This window comes from Cupriavidus sp. SK-4, assembly GCF_000611125.1.
GTDB classification, from domain to species: domain Bacteria; phylum Pseudomonadota; class Gammaproteobacteria; order Burkholderiales; family Burkholderiaceae; genus Cupriavidus; species Cupriavidus necator.
On record NZ_JFJW01000066.1, the window covers coordinates 51,080 to 66,227 of the forward strand.

Annotated in this window: 16 protein-coding genes; 6 read left to right on the top strand and 10 right to left on the bottom strand. The window is 69.1% G+C overall.

The annotated features are described in order from the left end of the window. Position 1: 1 nt before the first annotated feature. The 3 genes from CF68_RS13965 to CF68_RS13975 all read right to left on the bottom strand — a co-directional run bounded on the left by CF68_RS13965 (position 2) and on the right by CF68_RS13975 (position 2,920). Positions 2-1,360 (bottom strand): MATE family efflux transporter, encoded by a 1,359-nt coding sequence (locus CF68_RS13965; RefSeq protein ID WP_035819708.1) that lies wholly within the window; start codon positions 1,358-1,360, stop codon positions 2-4. Further along, a complete protein-coding gene (locus CF68_RS13970; RefSeq protein ID WP_035819710.1) occupies positions 1,353-1,868 on the bottom strand; it encodes a helix-turn-helix domain-containing protein in 516 nt (171 codons plus the stop codon). The genes CF68_RS13965 and CF68_RS13970 overlap by 8 nt, the downstream gene beginning before the upstream one ends. Before the next feature lie 137 nt (positions 1,869-2,005). Beyond that, a complete protein-coding gene (locus CF68_RS13975) occupies positions 2,006-2,920 on the bottom strand; it encodes a LysR family transcriptional regulator (RefSeq protein ID WP_035819711.1) in 915 nt (304 codons plus the stop codon). Between the two features lie 127 nt (positions 2,921-3,047). Here CF68_RS13975 and CF68_RS13980 point away from each other — a divergent pair, with 127 nt between their 5' ends. The 3 genes from CF68_RS13980 to CF68_RS13990 all read left to right on the top strand — a co-directional run bounded on the left by CF68_RS13980 (position 3,048) and on the right by CF68_RS13990 (position 6,724). After that, on the top strand, positions 3,048-4,541 hold the full coding sequence (locus CF68_RS13980) for an acyl-CoA synthetase (RefSeq protein ID WP_035819713.1): 1,494 nt from the start codon (positions 3,048-3,050) through the stop codon (positions 4,539-4,541). A gap of 52 nt (positions 4,542-4,593) precedes the next feature. Then, the gene (locus tag CF68_RS13985) at positions 4,594-5,592 is read left to right on the top strand and encodes a tripartite tricarboxylate transporter substrate binding protein (protein WP_035819714.1); all 999 of its coding nucleotides are present in this window, start codon (positions 4,594-4,596) and stop codon (positions 5,590-5,592) included. A 394-nt stretch (positions 5,593-5,986) separates the two neighbouring features. Beyond that, positions 5,987-6,724: a hypothetical protein gene (locus CF68_RS13990; protein WP_035819716.1), complete on the top strand. Its 738-nt coding sequence runs from the start codon at positions 5,987-5,989 to the stop codon at positions 6,722-6,724. A 39-nt stretch (positions 6,725-6,763) separates the two neighbouring features. Here the strand turns inward: CF68_RS13990 and dapB are convergent, their stop codons facing one another. Further along, positions 6,764-7,573 (bottom strand): 4-hydroxy-tetrahydrodipicolinate reductase, encoded by an 810-nt coding sequence (dapB, locus tag CF68_RS13995; RefSeq protein WP_035819718.1) that lies wholly within the window; start codon positions 7,571-7,573, stop codon positions 6,764-6,766. Positions 7,574-7,618: 45 nt separating this feature from the next. Then, positions 7,619-8,068, bottom strand: coding sequence for an Lrp/AsnC family transcriptional regulator (locus CF68_RS14000; RefSeq protein WP_010809873.1), 450 nt, complete (start codon positions 8,066-8,068; stop codon positions 7,619-7,621). Between the two features lie 128 nt (positions 8,069-8,196). Here CF68_RS14000 and CF68_RS14005 point away from each other — a divergent pair, with 128 nt between their 5' ends. The 3 genes from CF68_RS14005 (at position 8,197) to CF68_RS14015 (ending at position 11,235) form a co-directional block, all read left to right on the top strand. Next, positions 8,197-9,378 (top strand): saccharopine dehydrogenase C-terminal domain-containing protein, encoded by a 1,182-nt coding sequence (locus tag CF68_RS14005; RefSeq protein WP_035819719.1) that lies wholly within the window; start codon positions 8,197-8,199, stop codon positions 9,376-9,378. Then, positions 9,375-10,892: an aldehyde dehydrogenase family protein gene (locus CF68_RS14010; protein ID WP_035819721.1), complete on the top strand. Its 1,518-nt coding sequence runs from the start codon at positions 9,375-9,377 to the stop codon at positions 10,890-10,892. The genes CF68_RS14005 and CF68_RS14010 overlap by 4 nt, the downstream gene beginning before the upstream one ends. A 142-nt stretch (positions 10,893-11,034) precedes the next feature. Further along, complete coding sequence (locus CF68_RS14015) at positions 11,035-11,235, top strand: hypothetical protein (RefSeq protein WP_035819723.1); 201 nt, start codon at positions 11,035-11,037, stop codon at positions 11,233-11,235. Between the two features lie 69 nt (positions 11,236-11,304). Here the strand turns inward: CF68_RS14015 and CF68_RS14020 are convergent, their stop codons facing one another. The 5 genes from CF68_RS14020 to prfA all read right to left on the bottom strand — a co-directional run bounded on the left by CF68_RS14020 (position 11,305) and on the right by prfA (position 15,011). Beyond that, positions 11,305-11,928 carry a UbiX family flavin prenyltransferase gene (locus tag CF68_RS14020; RefSeq protein WP_035819725.1) on the bottom strand — a complete coding sequence of 208 codons (624 nt, stop codon included), beginning with the start codon at positions 11,926-11,928 and terminating at the stop codon, positions 11,305-11,307. Between the two features lie 8 nt (positions 11,929-11,936). Next, positions 11,937-12,248 (bottom strand): Grx4 family monothiol glutaredoxin, encoded by a 312-nt coding sequence (gene grxD, locus CF68_RS14025; protein ID WP_035819727.1) that lies wholly within the window; start codon positions 12,246-12,248, stop codon positions 11,937-11,939. 121 nt (positions 12,249-12,369) lie between these two features. Then, positions 12,370-13,263, bottom strand: a complete 894-nt coding sequence (gene prmC, locus CF68_RS14030; RefSeq protein WP_035819729.1) for a peptide chain release factor N(5)-glutamine methyltransferase — start codon at positions 13,261-13,263, stop codon at positions 12,370-12,372. A 144-nt stretch (positions 13,264-13,407) separates the two neighbouring features. Then, positions 13,408-13,737: a hypothetical protein gene (locus CF68_RS14035; protein ID WP_035819731.1), complete on the bottom strand. Its 330-nt coding sequence runs from the start codon at positions 13,735-13,737 to the stop codon at positions 13,408-13,410. A gap of 191 nt (positions 13,738-13,928) precedes the next feature. Continuing rightward, on the bottom strand, positions 13,929-15,011 hold the full coding sequence (gene prfA, locus CF68_RS14040) for a peptide chain release factor 1 (protein WP_035819733.1): 1,083 nt from the start codon (positions 15,009-15,011) through the stop codon (positions 13,929-13,931). Between the last annotated feature and the right edge of the window lie 137 nt (positions 15,012-15,148).

The window sequence follows — 15,148 nt, forward strand, 5'->3', positions numbered from 1 at the left end:
CCTACCGCGCCGACCACTCCCCCTGCCTGACCCCCAGTGCCGTGACCACGCCATAGGCCGTAATCCCCAGCGCCACCCCCAGGAAGTGTCCGTCCAGCCCCATCCCGAACACATTGGCCAGCAGCCAGCCGCCGCCCACCGCCAGCGCGATCCGGCACAGTCCCGCGGCCACCGGCCAGCGCATGCGGCCCGCGCCCATCGAGGCAAAGTACAGCGCCATGCCCAGGCCGAAGCCGCCGAAGGCCGGCCCTACCCATGACAGGGCGCGCGCGGCGATGGCGATCACTTCGGCGTCATGGGTGAACAGGCTGGCAAAGCGCACCGGCGCCAGGCCGACGGCAATGCCGGCGGTGCCGGCGATGACCAGCGCCAGGAACGCGCCGACCCATGCCGTGCGGCGGGCGGTATGCCAGTCGCCGGCGCCCACGGCGCGGCCGACCAGCGCGGTCAGCGCCGAGCCCACGCCAAAGGCCAGCGGGATCATCAGGAATTCCAGCCGCGCCGAGATGCCATAGGCCGCCACCGCCGCGGTGCCGTGGTGGCGCAGCTGCGCGGTGACCAGGATGGTGGTCAGGTTGGCCACCGAGGCCAGCGCGCACGCCACCAGGCCCACCGACAGGATGCGCGCGAACAGTTCCCACGACGGCCGCACCCGCAGCACCGGCACGAAGCCCGCGCCGCCGCGCGCCACCACGATCGCCATGGCCAGCGCCGCGGCCCACGACACCGCCGCCAGCGCGGCGCCGATGCCGGCCAGCCCCATGCCGGCAGGCTCGGCCAGCAGCCACGACAGCGCGGGGAAAGCAATCCACATCAGCGCCAGCACGCGTGCGGCCAGCGCATGGCGGCCGCCGCCGCGCAGCACCGAGGCCAGCGTATTGGCCAGCCACGCCGGAATCGCGCCGACACCGAACAGCCAGATCGCATAGTTGGCAGCGGCCTCCGCCGCGGTGGCGCCGGCCACCGCGCCCAGCACGCCGCGCGGGAAGCCCGCCAGCACCACGGCAAAGGCCAGCCCGGCGGTCACCGCGATCAGCAGCGCGTGCATGACCAGCGAAGACGCTTCCTCGCGCTTGTTGGCGCCGAGCGCGCGGGCGATGGCCGCGACCACGCCGCCGCCCATTGCTCCGGTCGACATCTGCTGCAGCAGCAGCGCAAACGGCAGCACCACCGCCCAGCCGGCCAGCGCCGCCGTGCCCTGGCGCGCGGCCAGCCAGGTTTCGATCAGCTGGGCCGCGGCCTGCAGCACGGCGATCAGCGCGGTCGGTCCGGCCAGCTTGCCGATGCGGCGCGCAATTTCAGTGGCCGGTACCGCCTCGGCGGGCAGGGCGCCCGCGGGCAATGCGCGCGAGTCAGTCATGGGGGGCCTCCCCTGGCTCGCCAACGGTCCCGGCCTCGCCAAAGCGCTGCCGCAGGAAGCGGCCGGCACCCGGGCCGGGCAGGACACGCACATCGTCCAGCGTGATCGCGCTGCCGTCGGCGCGCGCCAGCGCCGGCTCGGCAATCTCGGCGCCGGTGCGGCGGTCCTGCAGCAGCGTCAGCGGACCCTTTTCATCGGCCATCCAGCGGTCGGCCCAGGCCTTGAGCGCGACATAGGCCGGGAAGAAGTCGCGGCCCTTGTCGGTCAGCTGGTAGACGTGGCGCCCGCCGCCATCGGGCGTGACGCGGACCAGCAGCCCGTGCGCCACCAGCGTCTTCAGGCGTGCACTGAGGATGTTGGGGGCGATGCCGAGGTTGCGTTCGAACTCGTCGAAGCGCGTGCTGCCGTAGAAGGCCTCGCGCAGCACAAGGATGGCCCAGCGTTCGCCCAGCACGGCCATGGAGCGGGCCACGGGGCAGGGCATCGAGGTGAAATCGGTAGGGGGCATGGTTTCCGCCGTTCTGGTCTTGCCGGCTTGCTTTCAAAATGCAAGTTTTCTGGAGCATAGCTTGCAAAACGAAAGCTTGCAGGGCGGGATGCAACCCTGGGTTCGGAAAGCGTTCGCTTACCGGCCAGCGGTGCCGGCTACGCCACCGTGTCGCGGAACACCTCGAGCTTGTCCAGTTCCTCGCGCAGGAACCCGATCAGCGCGCGGGTGGCCATTGACGGGTGCAGGTTGGGCGTGGTGATGATGAAGAGCTTGTTGCCCAGCCCCTCCGGGCGCCAGTCGGGCAGCACCGGCACCAGCCGGCCGGCGCGCACTTCCTCCCAGCCGATGTAGACCGGCAGCATGCCGATCCCGTGGCCCTCGCGCACGGCGCGCGCCAGGAACAGGAAGTGTTCGGACTGCAGCTTTGGCGTCAGCGCCACGTCCACGCGCTGGCCGTCGCGGTAGAGCGACAGCGGGAACTGCCGCGGCGGGTACGGCGGGCACAGGAAGTTGCAGCCGGTCAGGTCCGGCGGTACTTGTACCGGCGGGATGCCTGCGAGGTACTGCGGCGATGCATACAGTTGCCAGCGGATGTCGCAGATTTCACGCGCCACGTGATCCAGCGGCGGCGCCGAGGTAACCTTCAGCGCGACATCGATCTCGGCCGCGATCAGGTCGTTGACGCGGTTGGCGAAGAACACGCGCAGCGTGATGCCGGGGTGCTTCTGCGCAAACTGCAGCAGCAGCGGTGCGATATAGGCATCGCCCAGCCCGGTGGGCACGCTCACGCGCACATGGCCGCGCAGGGTCTGGCCCAGGCTGTCGATCTCGGCCTGCGCCGAGGCTACTTCCTGCAGGATGCGCACGCCATGCAGGTACAGCGCATGGCCGGGCCCGGTCAGTTCCAGCCGGCGCGTGGTCCGGCGCAGCAGCTGGGCGCCGGCCTGGTGCTCCAGCTCACGCAGCTGGCGGCTGATCTGCGAGCGCGTCACGCCGCGGCGCCGGCCGGCTTCGGCCAGGTTGCCCGCATCGACGATGTCGACGAAGGCCTGGATCAGGTTGAGGTCCATCGGGGATTGCCTGCAGGATTGTCGCGTCAGATGCAACATTGTGATTCCGATGCGCATGATTGTCGATCCACGGCTACGCCGATACAGTGGTCGGCTGACAGAACGGATCGCATACAGGAGACAACGGATGGCCACGGACCTCTGGTTTGAAGACATGCACCGCAGCGGCGAAGAACTGCTGGCGCGCGGCGCCCGCCTGGCCGGCGGCCTGCGCGCGCTGGGCGTGCAGGAGGGCGACGTGGTCGCCGTGCTGCTGCGCAACGATCCGGCCTATGCCGACGTGGTCCATGCCTGCCGCACTGCAGGCTGCTACTACTGCCCGATCAACTGGCACTTCACCGCCGAGGAAGTGCGCTTCCTGCTGACCGACAGCGGCGCCAGGGTGCTGCTGGTGCAGGCCGACCTGCTGCCCGCCGTGCGCGACGCCGTGCCGGCCGGCATGACGGTGCTGTCGGTGGGCGGCCCCGCCCAAGGCGCCATCGACTATGAAAGCTGGCTGGCGCAGCAGCCGGCCTACGACGGCCCGCGCGTGGCGCCGCGCGGCCATATGGCCTACACCTCCGGCACCACCGGCCGGCCCAAGGGCGTGGTGCGCCAGCCGCTGCCGCTGGACCGGCTGGAGGAACAGCTCGCGCGCATGCGCTCGGTGGTACGGCAAACTTACGGCATCGAGCCGGGCTGCCGCACGCTGATGTCGGCGCCGCTGTACCACAGCGCGCCGGGCTCGTTTATCCAGAACGCGCTGCAGATGGCCGAACGCCTGGTGCTCACGCCGCGCTTTGACGCCGAACAGGTGCTGGCGCTGGTGGAGAAGCACCGCATCGACGTGCTCTACCTGGTGCCGATCATGTACGTGCGCCTGCTCAAGCTGCCGCCCGAGGTGCGCGCCAAGTACGACCTGTCGTCGATCCGCTTCGTTGCCTCCACCGGCTCGCCGTGCTCGCCCGACGTGAAGCGCGCGATGCTGGAATGGCTGGGCCCGGTCATCCATGAGACCTATGCCTCCAGCGAAGCCGGCATGATCACCGTGGCCACGCCGGCCGATGCCGCCGCGCGCCCGGGCACCGCCGGCAAGCCGGTCGATGACGCGCAGCTGCGCATCCTTGACGAGAACGGCCGCCAGTGCGCGCCGGGCGAGATCGGCCTGGTCTACGTGCGCCAGCCGGCTTACCCCGACTTCAGCTACCGCAACAATGACGCCGCGCGCGCCGCCATCGACCGCGACGGGCTGGTGACGCTGGGCGACATGGGCTATGTCGATGCCGACGGCTACCTGTTTATCTGCGACCGCGCCTCGGACATGGTGATCTCCGGCGGCGTGAACATCTACCCGGCCGAGATCGAGCATGAGCTGGTGCGCTACCCCGGCGTGGCCGACTGCGTGGTGTTCGGCATCCCCGACGACGAGTACGGCGAGCGCCTGCTGGGCATGGTGCAGCCGATGCCGGGCGTGGAGATCCGCGAGGCCGAGGTGATCGACTGGCTGCGCCAGCGGCTGTCCGGCTTCAAGGTGCCGCGCAGCATCGTGGTCGAGGCGCAGCTGCCGCGCGATGAAACCGGCAAGCTCGCCAAGCGCCGGCTGCGTGACCGATACTGGGAAGGTCGCCAGCGCCGCGTCTGAGCGCGTGCCCGGCCTGGATCGATCACGACCGATAACAACAGGAGGAGACGCGATGCAGAACCAACCAAGCGGACGGCGCGCCTGGCTCGCCGCGATGGCAGCCGGCGCGGGGTGCGCGCTGGCCCTGTGGGGCGGGGCCGCGCAGGCCGCCTATCCCGATCACCCTATCAAGCTGGTGGTGCCCTACACGCCCGGCGGCTCGACCGACCAGTTCGGCCGAGCGCTGGCCGACGGCATGTCGCGCCAGCTGGGCCAGACCGTGGTGGTGGAAAACCGCCCCGGCGCGGCCACCATGATCGGCACCACCAGCGTGGCGCGTGCGCCCGCAGACGGCTACACCATGGTGCTGGCCACCAACGGCAGCATGGTGCTCAACCCGATGCTGTACAAGAAGATCAACTACGATCCGCCCAAGGATTTCAAGATCTTCAGCATCGGCGCCGAGGTGCCGCTGGTGGTGGTGACCAACAGCAAGGTGCCGGCCAGCAATATCCGCGAGTTCGCGGCCTACGCCAAGGCCGCGGGCGGCAAGCTCAACTATGGCTCGGTCGGCCTGGGCAACGCGCTCCAGCTGGCCACCGAAATGCTCAAGACCGAGCTGGGCATCAGCGTCACCCACGTGCCCTACAACGGCAGCGCCCCAGCGCTGTCGGCGCTGCTGGCCAACGACGTGCAGCTGATGGTGGATGTGGTCAGCACCTCGTTGCCGCATATCAAGGCAGGCAAGCTCAAGGCGCTGGCGGTCACCGGCCGCACCCGGCTGGACGTGCTGCCGGACGTGCCGACCGTGGCGGAAGGCGGCTATCCCAACTTCCAGGCCGCCACCTGGTTCGGCCTGGCCGTGCCCGCCCAGACGCCGCCCGATGCGGTGGCCAAGCTGCAGGCCGCCGCTGCCCACGTGCTCAAGGACGCGCAGTTCCGTTCCACCTTCAGCGCGCTGGGACTGGTCGTGCAGGCCCCGCGCACGCAGGCCGAGATCGACCGATATATCGAAGCCGACCGCGAGCACTGGGGCAAGGTCATCAAGGCCAATAACATTTCGTTGGATTGAGCGAAGGTGCAGACGCTGACAGCGTTTCGCCCGCCGCTGGTTTGCTCCCCTCTCCCGCCTGCGGGAGAGGGGCCGGGGGAGAGGGCAGGCGCTGGCATACCGACGCGCTGCACTTCGTGGACACTCCGGCCCTCTCCCACTTCTTGGGAGAGGGGAGCGTTTGCCAGCGGTAGCAGCCCATTTGCGGCGTCAGCGCGCGCGAGGTGCTGATGCGCAGAGCGCCGGCAAGCTGAGCGGCTGCCATAAGTGCGGGAGCCGCCGAGGCCATCGGGTAAGCTAGCGCTCGCCCCTGGCCTAGGTGGCCGCCGGTGACTTTCCCGTCACCGCCCGCGCCAAGCAGGAACAACCCGGACGGGGCGGGCTCCAACCCGGAGCCGTTCATCAGGAGTCCGATTTGAAATTCCCCGTTGCCGGGCTGGCGCTTGCCGGCCTGCTGGGCGCCGCTGCCGGCGCCATTGCCGCCCCCGCTTCCGCCCCTGCCGCCAAACCAGCCCCCGCACCGGCCAAGGCCCAGGCCAAGGCCGAGAACAGCGCGCTGTCGCCGCTGCTGGCCATGCTGGAAATCGGCAACCCGCTGCCGGCCTTGCCGGATTGCGCCGACAAGCGCACGCCCGATGGCCGCGACGTCACCGGATTCTGTGTCGAACTGAAGGGTGATGGCCTGATGCGCCAGGTCGGCGTGCCGCGCGCGCAGCGCCCGTCCTTCATGGACGGCCCCTTTGTGCTGGCCTTTGTCGACCGCAACGCGCTGGTCGGCCTGGTGGTGCCGACCGCCGGCGCTAACTCGCAGCAGGCCGCGGCCGACAGCGTCAGTGCGCTGTACGGCAAGCCGTTCCGGCAGGAGCAGGTCGACATGCCCGACAAGGCTGGCAAGAGCATCAAGACGCTGCACGCCGGCTGGATGCACAAGCCGCTGACGGTTGAGCTCTACGCCATGCCGGAAGACCCCAACACCGGCACCATCGAAATGCTGCTGCCGCAGGCGCGCGTGCTGATGGCGGACAAGGATGCCGAGGTGGACAAGCAGCTCAATCCGGCCTCGGCACCCGCGGCCAAGGGCGGCAAGGCAGCCGCCGCCACCAAGCCCGCGCCGAAGCCAGCCGCCAAGCCGGAGAAGCCTGGCAGCTGGTAATACTCGCAGCAGGCGGCCTGGCCGCCTGCTGACCTGGCCTCAGAGCCCTTCCATCACCTTGTCCAGCCCCCGCACCACGCCGCGCACGATGTGGACCTTGCGGATCGCCAGCAGCGCGCCGGCGACATAGGGCGTGGAGCCGTCGCCGGCTTCGTGCTTCAGGTGCAGGCGCTGGCCGTCGGCGCCGAAGATCACTTCCACGCCAAGCTGGTAGCCCGGCAGCCGCACCGCGTGCACCTGCGTGCCCGACATGGTGGCGCCGCGGGTTTCCTTCGGGCCCTTGACCTGGTCGACCGGCACCGCCTGCGCGGCGGCCTTGACCTGGCCGAGCCGGTAGGCCAGCTCGCGCACGGTGCCGGAGGGTACGTCGATCTTGCCGGCCTTGGCATAGTCGATGATCTCCCAGTGCTCCAGGTGGCGCGCGGCCATCTCGGCAAACTTCTGCAGCAGCACCACGGTGATGGCGAAATTGCCGCAGGCGAGCACGCCGCGGTCGGCCTGGCGCGCGGCCGCGTCGATCTCGGCATAGTCCTCGTCGGTCAGCCCCGAGGTGCCCACCACCACGTGCGCGCCGTGCGCCAGCGCCTGCAGGATGTTGTGCTTGGCGATGCCCGGCTTGGTGTATTCGACATAGACGTCGTAGGGCGTCTCGCCCAGGGCCTCGATGCTGGCGGCCGCCACGCCCGGGGTGTCGGCATGGCCGGTCAGCTGCGACAGCGTCTGTCCGGCAGCGCCGCGCGACAGGCCGGCCACCAAAGTCATGTCGGCCGCATGGGCCACGCCGCGCGCCAGTTCGCCGCCGGCCCAGCCGGTCACGCCGCCCACGGCGACACGGATCGGATTGTTCATGTTCTGTTGCTCCGCAAAGGCTGATGGGTTTGGCAGCATACCGCGTCAGCCGGCGGCGCGCCGGCGGTCGAGCTTGCGCGCCAGCACGATCGAGGTGGTGGTGTGGTTGACACCGTCGAGCATGCCGATCTCGTCGAGCAGCCGGTCCAGCCGGTCATGCGTGTCGCAGCGGATCGCCACCAGGTAGTCGACGGGGCCGCTGACGGAATTGACCTCTTCGATCTCGGGCAGGCGCTGCAGCGCGCGCAGGATCGCGGGCGCGGCCTTGGGCTGCACCGACAGGCCGCAGTAGGCCAGGATGGCGTTGTCTTCCATGCGCTGCCCCAGCCGCACGCCGTAGCCGGCGATCACCCCGCTGCGCTCCAGCCGCGCGATGCGCGCGACCACGGTGGTGCGGGCGATACCCAGGTGCCGGGCGAGGTTGGCGGCGCTTTCGCGGGCATTGGCCTGCAGCAGCGACAGCAGGTGCCGGTCGGTGGTGTCGAGTTCAGTCATTGCGTCGGGATGGTTCGTCGTTTCGTTCGATTATGGCGGTTTTTCGTCGTTATTGCGGCTTCATTGTGTCGCGCGCGCTATCCATACTCCAGTCAACGGGACAACCTTTTCTTGTGGACGGAGACACTATGCAAGCCTCGAACCTGGGCCGGCAGGCCCCGCGCGACCTGCCCAAGGCGACCCGCCCGCTGCACGTGGCGGTACTGGGCGCGGGCAAGGTCGGGCGCACCATTGCCACCATGCTGCATGACAGCGGCGACTACCGCGTCAGCGTGGTCGACCATGACGCACGCCGCCTCGACGGCCTGCCGCGCGGCGTGCTGGCGCGCGCCGGCGACCCCACCGAGCCCGGCACCTGCGCCGCGCTGCTGGCCGGCGCCGATGCCGTGCTCAACGCGCTGCCGTTCCATGCCGCGATCAGCGTGGCTTCGGTGGCGGCGCGCCTGGGCGTGCATTACTTCGACCTGACCGAGGACGTGGCCGCGACCCAGGCCATCCGCCAGCTGGCGCAAAGCGCGCGCTCGGTGCTGATGCCGCAGTGCGGGCTGGCGCCGGGCTTTATTGGCGTGGTCGGGCATGACCTGGCGCAGCGCTTCCTGCGCGGCGGGGGTGAGCTGCTGGACCTGCAGATGCGGGTCGGCGCGCTGCCGCGCTACCCCAGCAATGCGCTCAAGTACAACCTGACCTGGAGCACCGAGGGACTGATCAACGAGTACTGCAACCCGTGCGAGGCCATCGTCGACGGCCGCCGCGTGGAACTGACGGCGCTGGAGGGGCTGGAAAGCTTTGCGCTGGACGGCATCGAGTACGAAGCCTTTAATACATCTGGCGGCCTGGGCACGCTGCCCGAGACGCTGGCCGGCCGCGCTCGCCATGTCGACTACAAGTCCATCCGCTATCCCGGCCATTGCGCGCTGATGAAGCTGCTGCTCAACGACCTGCGCCTGCGCGAACGCCGCGAATGGCTGCGCGATATCTTCGATCGCGCCATCCCGGTGACCGACCAGGACGTGGTGATCGTGTTCGCCACCGCCACCGGCTACCCGGCCGGGGGCGAACGCGGGCGCGGGCCGCTGACGCAGGCTTCGTTCTCGGCGCGCATCGGCGGGGTGGATGGCAAGGGTGGCCATGTCAACGCGATCCAGCTGACCACCGCCGCGGGCATCTGCACCGCGCTGGACATGGTGGCCACCGGCGCGCTGCCGCAATCCGGCTTCGTGCGGCAGGAGTCGATGCCGCTGGACGCCTTCCTTGCCAATCGCTTCGGCCGCCATTACACGCAGCATCCGCTCCAGGAGACCGTCATATGAAAGCGCAAGAGTTCGCTGCCTGCTGGGATTCGCTGGGCCTGCCGCGGCCGTGGCGGGAGGGCACGCCGGCCGGCGCCGTGACGGTCCGCTCGCCGGTCGATGGCGAGGCCATCGGCCATGTCACGGCCTGCACGCCGGCGCAGGCCGATGCGCTGATTGCCCGCGCCCACGCGGCGCAGACCACCTGGGCGCTGCTGCCCGCGCCCGCGCGCGGCGAGATCGTGCGGCGCTTCGGCGAGGTGCTGCGCGAGCACAAGCCGGCGCTGGGCCGGCTGGTTTCGCTGGAGTCCGGCAAGATCCTGCAGGAAGGCCTGGGCGAGGTGCAGGAGATGATCGACATCTGCGACTTCGCGGTCGGGCTGTCGCGCCAGCTGCACGGGCTGACCATTGCCTCCGAGCGCCCGCAGCATGCGATGCGCGAGACCTGGCATCCGTATGGGCTGTGCGGCGTGATCTCGGCCTTCAACTTCCCGGTGGCGGTGTGGGCGTGGAATGCGGCGCTGGCGCTGGTGTGCGGCAACGGCGTGATCTGGAAACCCTCGGAAAAAGTCACCCTGTGCGCGCTGGCCGCGCATGGCCTGCTGGAGCGCGTGCTGGCCGCGGCGGCGCCGCAGCATGCAGGCATCTCGGCGGTGCTGCCGGGTGGGCGCATGCTGGGCACCCACCTGGTATCGCACCCGGCGGTGCGGCTGGTCAGCGCCACCGGCTCGACCCGCATGGGCCGCGAGGTCGGCATTGCCTGCGCCGGGCACTTCAAGCGCAGCATCCTGGAGCTGGGCGGCAACAATGCCGCCATCGTCGCGCCTTCGGCCGACATCGAGCTGGCCGTGCGGGCCATCACCTTTGCCGCGGCCGGCACGGCGGGCCAGCGTTGCACCACGCTGCGTCGCTGCTTTATCCACGCCGACCTGATGGACACCATGGCGAGCCGGCTGATCACCGTGTTCGACCGCCTGCCCGTCGGCGACCCGCTCGCCGACGGCACCCTGGTCGGCCCGCTGATCGACACCGCCGCGGGCGATGCCATGGCCAATGCGCTGGCCGCCTGCCGCGCGCAGGGCAATATCGTCACCGGCGGCGAACGGCTGCTGGCCGACCGCTACCCGCATGCCTGTTACGTGCGGCCCGCGCTGGTGATGACCGACGCCCAGCACGACACCATGCTGACCGAAACCTTCGCGCCGATCCTGTACCTGATGCCGTACACCACGCTGGATGAGGCCATCGCGCTGAACAACGCCGCGGCGCACGGGCTATCGTCGTGCATCTTCACGGAATCGATGCGCGAGGCCGAGCGCTTCCTGTCCTCGGCAGGCAGCGACTGCGGCATTGCCAACGTCAACATCGGCACCAGCGGCGCGGAGATCGGCGGCGCCTTCGGCGGGGAAAAGGCAACCGGCGGGGGCCGCGAGTCGGGATCGGATGCGTGGAAGGGCTATATGCGCCGCGCCACCAACACCATCAACTATGGCGATTCGCTGCCGCTGGCGCAGGGGATACGGTTCGAGATCTGACGCCATCCTTGGGCGTGTTACAGGGCGCGTAGGGAACGGTAACAAGCCTTACACGCCTTTGACGCCGTATTACGCTTTCTGCCCGTATAACGTCAGCAGGGCAGGCACATGCCCGTCCCGACCCCAAGGACGAATGATGAGAATGCTGACAATTGGACTGGCTGCCGCTGCGGCATCCGTCACCCTGCTGGGCGGCTGCGCCGTCTATCCCACGCCTGCCGGCCCCGCGATCGGCCCTGCGCCGGTGTACGTGGCGCCCGCGCCGGTGGTGGTGGCACCGCGGCCGTACTACTACGGTGGCTATGGCTATGGCTACTATGGCCGGGGCTACCGCCGCTGGTAATGACAGCGGTTGGCACGACAATGCGGGAGGATGCCGGCGCGTAGAGAGAGGCCGCGCGCCGGCTGCAGTTCAGTTGCCGGCCGCGTCGCCGGCGCGTGCGTTCAGCCCGCCCCAGCTGGGCGCGAGCGTCTGGCCGATCTCCGGCAGATCCACCAGGTCGAGCACGCGCCCGACCGTATGGTCGACCAGTTCGGCAATGCTCTGTGGCTTCTGGTAGAAGCCCGGAACCGGCGGGAACACGATCCCGCCCATTTCTGTCACCGCCGTCATATTGTGCAGGTGCGCAAGGTTCAGCGGCGTTTCCCGCACCATCAGCACCAGCTTGCGCCGCTCCTTGAGCGTGACGTCGGCGGCGCGCGTGATCAGGTTGTCGGACAGGCCGTGCGCAATTGCCGCCAGCGTGCGCATGGAGCAGGGGGCCACCACCATCGCCTGTGCGCGGAACGAGCCGCTGGCGATGGTCGCGCCGATGTCGCGCACGTTGTGCACGACGCCGGCGAGCGCCTCCACCTCGGCACGGCTGATGTCGAGCTCGTGCTGCAGGTTCATCACGCCGGCCGGCGAAATCAGCAGATGGGTTTCCACCGAAGGCGCCGCGCGCAGCACCTGCAGCAGGCGCACGCCGTAGATGGCGCCGGTGGCGCCCGTGATGGCGACGATCAGCCGTTTGGGTGTGCCGCCAGTCACGGACATAAAGGAACTCAGCCCTTCAGCAGGGTTTGCAGTTCGCCGTTCTGGTACATCTCCATCATGATGTCCGAGCCGCCGATGAACTCGCCGTTCACGTAGAGCTGCGGGATGGTCGGCCAGTTGGCGTATTCCTTGATGCCCTGGCGGATGCCTTCGTCATCCAGCACGTTGACCGTGGTCGGTGCGTCCACGCCGCAGGCCTTCAGGATCTGGATGGCGCGGCCCGAGAAGCCGCACATCGGGAATTGCGCGGAGCCCTTCATGAACAGGACTACCGGGTTGCCCTTGACGATCTGATCGATCTTTTGCTGCACGTCGCTCATGGTTTGCTTTTCAGTGGGGCGATGCCGTGTCGCGGGCGCCGCCTGGGGAGAATGGGACACCACACGGCCTGGCCGCGTGGCGGGGATCTGACGGCGATTTTACCGGAATCGCCGCCGGGCTTCAGTGAGCGGCAGTGGTGCCGCCGGGCTGGGCGCCTTGCCAGCGTCCGCCGGTGCAGCGTTCCAGGCCGGCCAGGTCGCGGGCGGTGAAGACCTCGGTGAAACCGGCGTCCTCCAGCAACTGGCGGGTGGCCTGTGCCTGGTCGTAGCCATGCTCCATCAGCAGCCAGCCGCCAGGCAGCAGCCGGGCGCCGGCACCGCCGACGATGACCCGCAGGTCGGACAGGCCGTCGTCGTGGTCAGTCAGCGCATCGATCGGTTCGAAGCGCAGGTCGCCTTCGGTCAGGTGCGGATCGCCCTCGGCGATGTAGGGCGGATTGCTGACGATCAGGTGAAAGCGCAGGCCCGGCGGCAGCGCCGCGTACCAGTCAGACACCAGGAAGTGGATGCGGTCGGCGCCGAGCGCGCTGGCGTTGTCCTGCGCCACCATCAGCGCGCCGGGCGAGATGTCGGTGGCCCAGACTTGCGCATCCCGGCGCTCGCGCGCCAGCGTCACGGCCAGGATGCCCGAGCCTGTGCCCAGGTCCAGCACGTTCGGCTGCGGCACCTCGGCCAGCCGCGCCAGCGAGGCTTCGGCGGCGACCTCGGTATCGGGCCGCGGGATCAGCACATCAGGCGTGACCCGGAACTTGCGGCCGAAGAACTCGCGCTCGCCGATCAGGTAGGCCATCGGCTCGCCCGCCAGCCGCCGTGCCAGCAGCGTGGCATAGGCGTCGCGCTGGGCGATGGTGAGGGTGTCGGTGTCGCGCGTGATCAGCTGGGTGCGGCTCAGGCCGGTGACATGCGTCAGCAGCATGCGCACTTCCAGGGCAGGCAGCCCGGCCATGGCGGCGAGGGTCTGGGCTTCGCGCAGCGTGGGGGTCGCCGGCAGCGCGGCAGAGTTTGGGGAAGACATCGAAAGGGAGGGGACGGTTCTTTTGCCGGCTACAAAAAACCCCACCGGCGCAAAGGCCTGGCGGGGCTTTGGGGCGGGACTTCCAGCTTGCTGCCAGTGTACCGCTCATCGACAGCGGGCGGCGCAATGCCCCCGCCGGGACGATTACTTATTGACGGCGTCCTTGGCCTTGTCGGCACCCGTGTTGACGGCATCCTTGGCGGCCTGCTTGGCATTTGCCATGGCGCTGGCGGCGTCTTCCTTGGCCTTGTCGGCGGCAGCCGAGACGTCGGCCGCAGCACCGCTGGCGGCGGACTTGGCGGCGTCTGCGGCGTTGCTGGCGGCAGCGGCGGCATCGCTGGCGGCGGCCTTGGCGGATTCAGCGGCGCTTTGCATGGCGCTCTCGGCGTTCGAGGCGGCAGGCGGGGCTTCTTCCTTCTTGCTGCAAGCGGCCATGGCCGCGGTGATCATCAACAGCGCGAGCAGTTTTTTCATGATTTCGTCCTAGGTATGTTCTCGGGAGTGACTACCCGGCACCATTCTCCGTTTGCCGGTCGAAATCGATTATAGACAGCGGGCTTACCCCTACCAGTGCTGTTTCAAGCATTTACAAGAAATACAAAGATATCGGCGACTTTACGCGGTGTTCGGGGCGGAAGGCCGGGTTGCACGACAATTTGTGGTGCTTACGACTCTTCGCCAAGTGCAGCAAGCTGATCAGCCTGGTGTTCCGAGGCCAGTGCCGACAGCAGCTCATCCATGTCGCCGTCCATGATCATGTCGATCTTGTACAGCGTCAGGTTGATGCGGTGGTCTGTGACCCGCCCCTGCGGGAAGTTGTAGGTGCGGATGCGGTCGCTGCGGTCGCCCGAGCCGATCAGGTTGCGCCGCGTGCTGGCCTCCCTGGCCTGGGCGGCGCGCGTCTGCATGTCCTTGATGCGGGCCGCCAGCACCTTCATCGCCTTGTCCTTGTTGCGGTGCTGGCTGCGGTCGTCCTGGCACTCGACCACGATGCCGGTCGGCAGGTGGGTCAGGCGCACCGCGGAATCGGTCTTGTTGACGTGCTGGCCGCCAGCGCCCGAGGCGCGGAAGGTGTCGATGCGCAGGTCGGCCGGGTTGATCTCGACCTCGCCCACTTCATCGGCTTCGGGCATCACCGCGACCGTGCAGGCCGAGGTGTGGATGCGCCCCTGTGCCTCGGTCGCCGGCACGCGCTGCACGCGGTGGCCGCCGGATTCGAACTTCAGCCTGGAGAATGCCGCATCGCCGGCGATGCGCACGATCACTTCCTTGTAGCCGCCCAGGTCTGATTCCGATTCGCTCATCACTTCGACCTGCCAGCGCTGGCGTTCGGCATAGCGCGTGTACATGCGCAGCAGGTCGCCGGCGAACAGCGCGCTTTCCTCGCCGCCGGTGCCGGCGCGGATTTCCAGCAGCAGGTTGCGGTCGTCGTTGGGGTCCTTGGGCAGCAGCAGGCGCTGCAGGCTCGCTTCCAGGGCTTCCAGCCGCGCGCGCGCGCTGGCGATCTCGTCGGCGGCAAAGTCCTTCATCTCCGCATCGTCCAGCAGCGCCTGCGCGGTGGCCAGGTCGTCCTGTGCCTGGCGGTACTGGCCGTATTGCTCGGCCACCGGCGACAACTCGGCATGTTCGCGGCTGAGCTTGCGGTACTGGTCTATCTTCGCGGTCGCGTCTTCGCGCGCGAGCAGGGCGTTGACTTCATCGAGTCGCTCGGCCAGTTGGTCGAGCTTGGCAAGCATGCTGGCTTTCATCGGGCGCGGGGGAAAGAGGTGGGCCAGGGGCCGGGGCTACCCGCGGGCGGGCGGCGGCGTGCCGGCGCGGCAGGGCGCGCGGCGCAAGGGCAGAGCGGCTAGCGCTCGGAGTGGCTGCTGTGGCGGAACAGGCCCGG

What these genes read in the sequence shown, in the direction of transcription:
- CF68_RS14020 (WP_035819725.1), bottom strand. Translation starts at nt 11,928, where the DNA reads ATGTCCGTGACTGGCGGCACACCCAAACGGCTGATCGTCGCCATCACG.
- CF68_RS14035 (WP_035819731.1), bottom strand. Translation starts at nt 13,737, where the DNA reads ATGAAAAAACTGCTCGCGCTGTTGATGATCACCGCGGCCATGGCCGCT.
- CF68_RS13985 (WP_035819714.1), top strand. Translation starts at nt 4,594, where the DNA reads ATGCAGAACCAACCAAGCGGACGGCGCGCCTGGCTCGCCGCGATGGCA.
- CF68_RS14015 (WP_035819723.1), top strand. Translation starts at nt 11,035, where the DNA reads ATGCTGACAATTGGACTGGCTGCCGCTGCGGCATCCGTCACCCTGCTG.
- CF68_RS13975 (WP_035819711.1), bottom strand. Translation starts at nt 2,920, where the DNA reads ATGGACCTCAACCTGATCCAGGCCTTCGTCGACATCGTCGATGCGGGC.
- CF68_RS13970 (WP_035819710.1), bottom strand. Translation starts at nt 1,868, where the DNA reads ATGCCCCCTACCGATTTCACCTCGATGCCCTGCCCCGTGGCCCGCTCC.
- grxD (WP_035819727.1), bottom strand. Translation starts at nt 12,248, where the DNA reads ATGAGCGACGTGCAGCAAAAGATCGATCAGATCGTCAAGGGCAACCCG.
- prfA (WP_035819733.1), bottom strand. Translation starts at nt 15,011, where the DNA reads ATGAAAGCCAGCATGCTTGCCAAGCTCGACCAACTGGCCGAGCGACTC.
- prmC (WP_035819729.1), bottom strand. Translation starts at nt 13,263, where the DNA reads ATGTCTTCCCCAAACTCTGCCGCGCTGCCGGCGACCCCCACGCTGCGC.
- CF68_RS14005 (WP_035819719.1), top strand. Translation starts at nt 8,197, where the DNA reads ATGCAAGCCTCGAACCTGGGCCGGCAGGCCCCGCGCGACCTGCCCAAG.
- dapB (WP_035819718.1), bottom strand. Translation starts at nt 7,573, where the DNA reads ATGAACAATCCGATCCGTGTCGCCGTGGGCGGCGTGACCGGCTGGGCC.
- CF68_RS14000 (WP_010809873.1), bottom strand. Translation starts at nt 8,068, where the DNA reads ATGACTGAACTCGACACCACCGACCGGCACCTGCTGTCGCTGCTGCAG.
- CF68_RS13965 (WP_035819708.1), bottom strand. Translation starts at nt 1,360, where the DNA reads ATGACTGACTCGCGCGCATTGCCCGCGGGCGCCCTGCCCGCCGAGGCG.
- CF68_RS13980 (WP_035819713.1), top strand. Translation starts at nt 3,048, where the DNA reads ATGGCCACGGACCTCTGGTTTGAAGACATGCACCGCAGCGGCGAAGAA.
- CF68_RS14010 (WP_035819721.1), top strand. Translation starts at nt 9,375, where the DNA reads ATGAAAGCGCAAGAGTTCGCTGCCTGCTGGGATTCGCTGGGCCTGCCG.